At 73.9% G+C, this 6,309-nt stretch carries 6 protein-coding genes; 2 read left to right on the top strand and 4 right to left on the bottom strand.

From position 1 onward, the window contains the following. Positions 1-358: 358 nt before the first annotated feature. Positions 359-832: a MarR family transcriptional regulator gene (locus amrb99_RS48890; RefSeq protein ID WP_190868944.1), complete on the bottom strand. Its 474-nt coding sequence runs from the start codon at positions 830-832 to the stop codon at positions 359-361. Positions 833-907: 75 nt separating this feature from the next. Between amrb99_RS48890 and amrb99_RS48885 the strand changes: the two genes are divergently transcribed. Beyond that, a complete protein-coding gene (locus tag amrb99_RS48885; protein WP_347257202.1) occupies positions 908-2,146 on the top strand; it encodes a PP2C family protein-serine/threonine phosphatase in 1,239 nt (412 codons plus the stop codon). Here the strand turns inward: amrb99_RS48885 and amrb99_RS48880 are convergent. From amrb99_RS48880 to amrb99_RS48870, 3 genes are read right to left on the bottom strand one after another with little or no spacing between them, the layout of a single operon-like run. After that, on the bottom strand, positions 2,130-2,567 hold the full coding sequence (locus amrb99_RS48880) for a response regulator (protein WP_151544042.1): 438 nt from the start codon (positions 2,565-2,567) through the stop codon (positions 2,130-2,132). The two genes, amrb99_RS48885 and amrb99_RS48880, sit on opposite strands and share 17 nt — an antisense overlap. Continuing rightward, positions 2,560-4,395 (bottom strand): ATP-binding protein, encoded by a 1,836-nt coding sequence (locus amrb99_RS48875; protein ID WP_347257201.1) that lies wholly within the window; start codon positions 4,393-4,395, stop codon positions 2,560-2,562. Before amrb99_RS48875 ends, amrb99_RS48880 begins: the two co-directional genes overlap by 8 nt. Then, entirely contained in the window at positions 4,392-5,591 is a 1,200-nt protein-coding gene (locus amrb99_RS48870) for a fused response regulator/phosphatase (protein WP_241756670.1), read from the bottom strand. The genes amrb99_RS48875 and amrb99_RS48870 overlap by 4 nt, the downstream gene beginning before the upstream one ends. Before the next feature lie 191 nt (positions 5,592-5,782). Here amrb99_RS48870 and amrb99_RS48865 point away from each other — a divergent pair. Beyond that, positions 5,783-6,309: sigma-70 family RNA polymerase sigma factor (locus amrb99_RS48865; RefSeq protein WP_347257200.1), on the top strand; the 527-nt coding region annotated here is incomplete at its 3' end.

The raw sequence follows: 6,309 nt of genomic DNA, 5'->3' as shown, positions 1-6,309 counted from the left end.
CCCGCAGCCGCCGAGCAGCAGGCCGGCGCCCGCCAGCAGGGTGCCCGCCGCGAGGGCGGCGCGCGGCCGCCGGGCGGGGTCGGCGCGGAGGCGGCGGGCGGTCATCGCGGCCTCCGCGCGGGTCTTCCGGCCTTCCGGTCGCGATGATCGGGAAAGGCATTGTCATTCGCCATGGGGCCGGATGCTAGTAGTGGAGGAGGCGCCCGTTCGGTAAACGGCGAAAATGAGCGCGGCGTGTCCAGGAAAGTGCCCGGATAATTGCCGTCTGATTTCCGTTTATCGGGAGATTCGGCACATGCCTGGTTTTGGGGACTGAAAGGGTGGATCGGAGGATGATGGGGCCGGGGGAGAAGGGGTATCAGGCCATCATGGGGAACGAGCCGCCGCCGGTGTCGCGGCCGGACGCCGCCTCGTGGAACTCCGCGAGGCCCCACAGCAGCGCCGCGCGCGCGGGCGCCGGCATCGCGGCCAGCACGTCGGCGATCTCCGCGCGCCGCCGCACGCGCAGCCGGTCGAGCAGCGCCTCCCCGTCCGCGCTGAGCCGGACGGTCACCTCGCGGCGGTCCCGGCCGGGGTCGCGGATCAGCAGGCCGGCCGCCTCCAGCCGGTCGCACAGCCGGCTCGCCGACGACACCAGGGCGTCCAGGCCGGCGGCCAGGCTGCTGATGTTGACCGGCCCGCGCTCCAGGATGAACAGCGCTCTGAGCTGCGTGGACGGCACCGGGACGTCCGGCGCGTTGTGGGCGTGCGACCATACGCTCATCAGCGTGAACGCGGCATCGTCGAGAGCGGCAGCGGACCGGGCCGCATCATCACCCGACGTGTCCACCATGCCCTCCACTGTTACACACGACGTCTTCTGCGGCATCCCGGGCCGGTTCCGTCCCGGATCGAGATGAGGGAATCTGTGACTTCCCGTCCAGAGCGCGGCGATGCATTCGCGGCGTTACAGAATGCGATCTGGGCCGCCCGGCCGGACGATCTGGTCGCCGCGGCCACCGCGGAGCTGGCCCGGCAGTGGCCGGGGGCGCGCGCCGAGGTGCTGCTCATCGACTATCGGCAGGCGTTCCTCGTCCCGGCCGTCCGCGGGGTGGCGGAGACGTTCGGCCGCGATCAGGCCGACGAGGACGTCCCGCTCGACAACACCGGTCCCGGGCGGGCCTTCGCCGGGCAGCGTCCCGACCGGGAGGTGTCCGGGCTGATCGGCGGGAGGCTCCTCCACCTCCCGCTCACCGTGCAGGGCGAGCGGCTCGGCGTGCTGACCGTCCGCGTCCCGGGCGAGGCCGGCGCCGAGGAGCCGGAGCCGCCGTGGCTGGCACGGGCGGCGGAGGTCCTCGCCCGCGCTCTGAAGATCGCCGACGCGGCGACGGACCTGTTCCGGCGGATCCGGCGCCGGACGCGGCTGACCGTCGCCGCCGAGATGCAGTGGGACCTGCTGCCGCCGCTGTCCCGCGACACCGCCGGGTTCCATCTGGCCGGGCAGCTCGAACCCGCGTACGCGGTGTGGGGCGACAACTTCGACTGGACCTCGTCCGGCGACCGGCTGACGCTGACCGTCAGCAACGGCATGGGCACGGGCACGTCCGCGGCGGCGCTCACCCACCTGGCGGTCAGTGCGCTGCGCAACGCGCGCCGGTCCGGCGCCGACATCGCCGAGCAGGCCGTGCTCGCCGACCAGTCGGTGTACGCGCTGCACCGGGGCGAGCGGAGCGTCGGGACGCTGCTGATGGAGTTCGAGCTGGCCACCGGCCGGGTCCGGGCGGTGGACGCGGGCTCCCCGAAGCTGTACCGGATGCGCGGCAACCTCACCGAGGCGATCGAGTTCGACGAGCAGCTTCCGCTCGGCATGTTCGGGGACAGCCGCTACGCCGTGGAGGAGTTCACCGTCGAACCCGGCGACCGGCTCGTCATCGTCAGCGACGGGGTCCACGCGGCCCTGTCGCCGAGCGGGCAGCCGTACGGGGCGGTCGCACTGCTCCAGGCGCTGCGGGACACCCGGTTGCAGGAGCCGCCCGAGGCCGTCCGCGCCCTGATCCGGCACTACGTCGCGTACTACGAGGGCGGCGAGCCCGCCGACGACGCGGTGATCGTCTGCGTCGACTGGGACGGCCTGCCCGGCGCCGAGCCCGTCAGCGGGGGAGCTTGACGACCGTCACGAAGAAGTCGTCGATCCGGCGGACCACCGACACGAACTGCTCGAAGTCGACCGGCTTGGTGACGTAGGCGTTCGCGTGCAGGTGGTAGCTGCGCAGGATGTCCTCGTCGGCCTCGGACGTCGTCAGCACGACGACCGGGATGCTGCGCAGGTCCTCGTCGGCCTTGACCTCGCCGAGCACCTCCCGGCCGTCCTTGCGCGGCAGGTTCAGGTCGAGCAGCATCAGGTCGGGACGCGGCGCGCCCTCGTACTCGCCCTCGCGGCGCAGGAACGCCATCGCCTGCTCGCCGTCGTTCACCACGTGCAGCTTGTTGGCGACCTTGTTGTGCTCGAACGCCTCGGTGGTCAGCAGGACGTCACCGGGGTCGTCCTCGACCAGCAGCACCTCGATGGGGCGCGCGCCGTCATTCATCGTCGTCTCCGATGGGAAGGGTCCAGTGGAAGGTGGTGCCGGGGTCGTCCTCGCCGCGCTCCTCGCCGGCCAGCCAGATCCGTCCCCCGTGGTACTCGACGATCTTCTTGCACAGCGCGAGGCCGATGCCGGTGCCGGTGTACTCGTCCCGCGGATGGAGCCGCTGGAAGATCAAGAAGATCCGGTCAGCGTAGCGGGGTTCGATGCCGATCCCGTTGTCGGCGCACGTGAACTCCCATTCGTCGCCCTCCCGCCGCACGCTGACCGCGACCCGCGGGGCGACGCCGGGGCGGCGGAACTTGAGCGCGTTGCCGACGAGGTTCTGGAACAGCTGCGTGAGCTGCGTGCGCTCGCCCGGCACCACGGGCAGGTCCGCCACCTCGACCTGCGCGTCCGTCTCCTCGATCAGCGAGCCGAGGTTGTCGAGGGCCTGGGCGGCGACCTCGTTCAGGTCGATCGCGTCCTCGGGGCGCGCCATGCGGCCGACGCGGGAGAAGCCGAGCAGGTCGTTGATGAGCGCCTGCATCCGCTTGGCGCCGTCCACCGCGAACTGGATGTACTGCCGCCCGCGCTCGTCGAGCTGGTCGCCGTAGCGGCGCTCCAGCATCTGGCAGAAGCTCGCCACCTTGCGCAGCGGCTCCTGAAGGTCGTGGCTGGCGACGTAGGCGAACTGCTCCAGCTCGGCGTTGGAGCGGCGCAGGTCCCCGGCCTGCTCGTCCAGCAGCGCGGCCCGCTCGGTGCTGGTCCGCCACTCCTCGATGATCCGGCGGCGCATCGCGTCGATGATCTCGGTCAGCTCGTTGATCTCGGCGGGCCCGGACACGTCCAGCCGGTGCGCGAAGTCGCCCTGCGCCACCTCGCGGACCTGCGCGCCGAGCGACGCGACGGGCCGCACCACCGTCCGGCGGATCACCAGGGCCAGCGCGACCACGGCCACCGCCGCGATCAGCAGCGCGGCGCCCACCGACCACAGCGCCGCGTTCGCGCGGGCCCGCAGCCGGGCGGACGCGTGGTCGTGCAGGGTGGTGATGCCGCTCTGCAGCGGGGTCATGCCGCCCCGCGCGCGGTCGAACAGCCCGCCCGCCTGCCGGCTCTGGCCGCCGCTCAGCCCCCCGCCGCCGTGCCCGGCCGCGATCGGGTCGGCGAACCGCGCCCGCCACTCCTTCGAGCCCGCGGTCACCCGGTCGAGGAGGACGATCACCCGGCCGCCGTCCGGCACCTGCGCGAGCAGCCGGCGCATCGTCGCGGCGGACGCCGCCTCCTGCGCGACGGCCCGGCGGTACTCGGTGATCCGGTCCGCGCCGCCCTCCTCGGTGTACCGGCGGATCGCGGTGTCCTGCGCGGCGATCGCCGAGGACAGCTTGTACTGCTCCAGCGCGACCGGGTCGACCCGGTCGATGAGCGTCTCGCGCGCCTTCCCGGACTGGTACAGCGCCGTCCCGGCCACGACGAACGCCGCGAGCAGCAGGACGCCGAGGACCGCGGACCCGACCCGGTAGATCTGGACGAGGCGAAGTCGGCCGATCCCCTTCGACGCGGGCAGCTCGGCGCCCTCCGGCACGACCGGCGGCGCCAGCAGCTCGGGCGCGCTCGCCTCCTCGGAAGCGCTCGCCTCCTCGGACGTGTCGGGAGCACCGGGCGCGTCGGGCGCGTGGGCCTCGCGGGCCTCGCGGGCGGCGCCGGTCTTCTCGCGCGGGGCGTCCTCAGAGGTCCCGGCGGTCTCGCGCGGCGCGGCCTCGGAAGGCGCGGCGGTCTCGCGCGGGGTGTCTTCGGGCGTCTCCTCGCGCGGCTCCCCGGGGCCGGTCGCCGGCCCGCCGCCGGCCGTCACAGGTCACCCCGGCTCAGCAGCAGGACCGCCAGGTCGTCGGACAGCACGTCCCCGTTCAGCCGCTCCGCCTCCGTGATCAGCCCGTCCACCAGCACGTCCCCGCGCTCGCCGCGGGCATGCGCGGCGCGCGCCAGCCTCTCCAGCCCGTCGAGGTCGAGGCGCTCGCCGCCCTCGCCGACGCAGCCCTCGATCAGCCCGTCGGTGAACAGCATCAGCCCCCACGCGTCGCCCACCTCGAGGTCGACGGCCGGCCAGTCCGCGCCCGGGATCAGCCCGAGCGCCGGCCCGTGCGGGCCCTCCGGCAGGGCCCGCACGCCGGACGGGTCGAAGAGCAGCGGGCAGGGGTGCCCGGCCCGGTACAGCCGGACGCTGCGGCGGTCGGGCGCGATGGCGGCCATGCAGAGCGTCGTGAAGATCTCCTCGCCCCAGCGCTCGTGCTCCAGGACGGCGTCGAGCGTGGACAGCAGCCGTTCCCCGGTGTGCCCGGCCAGCACCAGCGTCCGCCACGCCATGCGCAGCCGCACCCCGAGCGACGCCTCGTCCGCGCCGTGCCCGCTGACATCCCCGATCACCGTGTGCACGGTGCCGTCGTCGGTCTGCACCGTGTCGTGGAAGTCGCCGCCGAGCAGCGCCCGGTCGCGGCCCGGCCGGTACCGGGTGAGGTGCCGCAGCGAGTCGTCCTTGAGGATCGGGACGGGCAGCAGCCCGCGCTCCAGCCGCGCGTTCTCCCGGCCCACCGCGCGCGCCTCGACGAGCTGCCGCTCCGACTCGTCGGCCCGCTTGCGCTCGATCGCGTAGCTGATGGCGCGGCCGAGCAGAGCGCCGTCCACGTCCTGCTTGACGAGGTAGTCCTGGGCGCCCGCGGCGACCGCCTGGACGCCGACGTGCGCGTCGGCGAGGCCGGTGAGCACCAGCACGGCGGTGGACGGCGCGCGGGCGATCACCTGGCGCAGCGCGTCCAGCCCGGACGCGTCCGGCAGGGACAGGTCGACGATCACGCACTGCACCTCGGGGCGCAGCCGCTCCAGCGCCTCGGCGAGCGTCGAGGCGACCGTGATCTGCACGTTGGGCTGGACCTCGGTGAGCAGTTCCTCGAACAGGAACGCGTCACCGGGGTCGTCCTCCACCAGGAGGAGATGGGGAGAGCCGGCCACCCCCGGAAGACGCTCGGCACCGCGACTGTGCATCGCGGTCATAGCTCAGCTCCTTCGCCCCGGGAGGCCCCCGCGGGCGGGGGCGGCGTTGGTTGCCATCGAGCAAATGTTACGGGCAGCGCAGTAGTGGCACGACCGGCTATGACACTAATGCTCCAGCATGACGGTAACGATCGTCCTCCCCGGGCCACTTCCCTGTGATGGACACACCAGGACGGACGGAGGAGCACGCGGTGGCAGACCCAGCCCCCCGTGAGAGGGCCCCCGACGAGAGACGCTTCACCGCGATGTACGACGCCTGCCGGCAGCGCGTGTGGGCGTACGCCGCCGCGCGCGCCGGGCGGCAGATCGCGGACGAGGTGGTGAGCGAGACGTTCGCGGTGGCGTGGCGGCGGCTCGCGGACGTCCCCGACCCGCCGCTGCCGTGGCTGCTCGGCGTCGCCCGGAACGTGCTGCGCGACGGGTACCGCGCGGAGGCGCGGCGCGAGGCGTGCACGGCCGAGCTGGCCCGCTGGGCGCCGCGGCCGTCCGGTGACATCGCCGAGGACGTGGCGGAGCGGCTCGCCGTCCTCCGCGCGATGGCGGCGATCCCCGAGGGCGACCGGGAGGTGCTGATCCTCGTCGCCTGGCAGGGGCTGAGCCCGCGGGAGGCGGCCCGGGTCGTCGGCTGCTCGCCGGCGGCGCTGCGGGTCCGGCTGCACCGCGCCCGCAGGCGCCTGTTGCGCGCCGCCGACGCGGGCGCCGGGGCCGAGGCCGGGGC

The sequence above is a fragment of the Actinomadura sp. RB99 genome, assembly GCF_014706005.1.
Lineage (GTDB): Bacteria > Actinomycetota > Actinomycetes > Streptosporangiales > Streptosporangiaceae > Spirillospora.
This window is presented reverse-complemented; position numbering and strand designations above follow the sequence as displayed.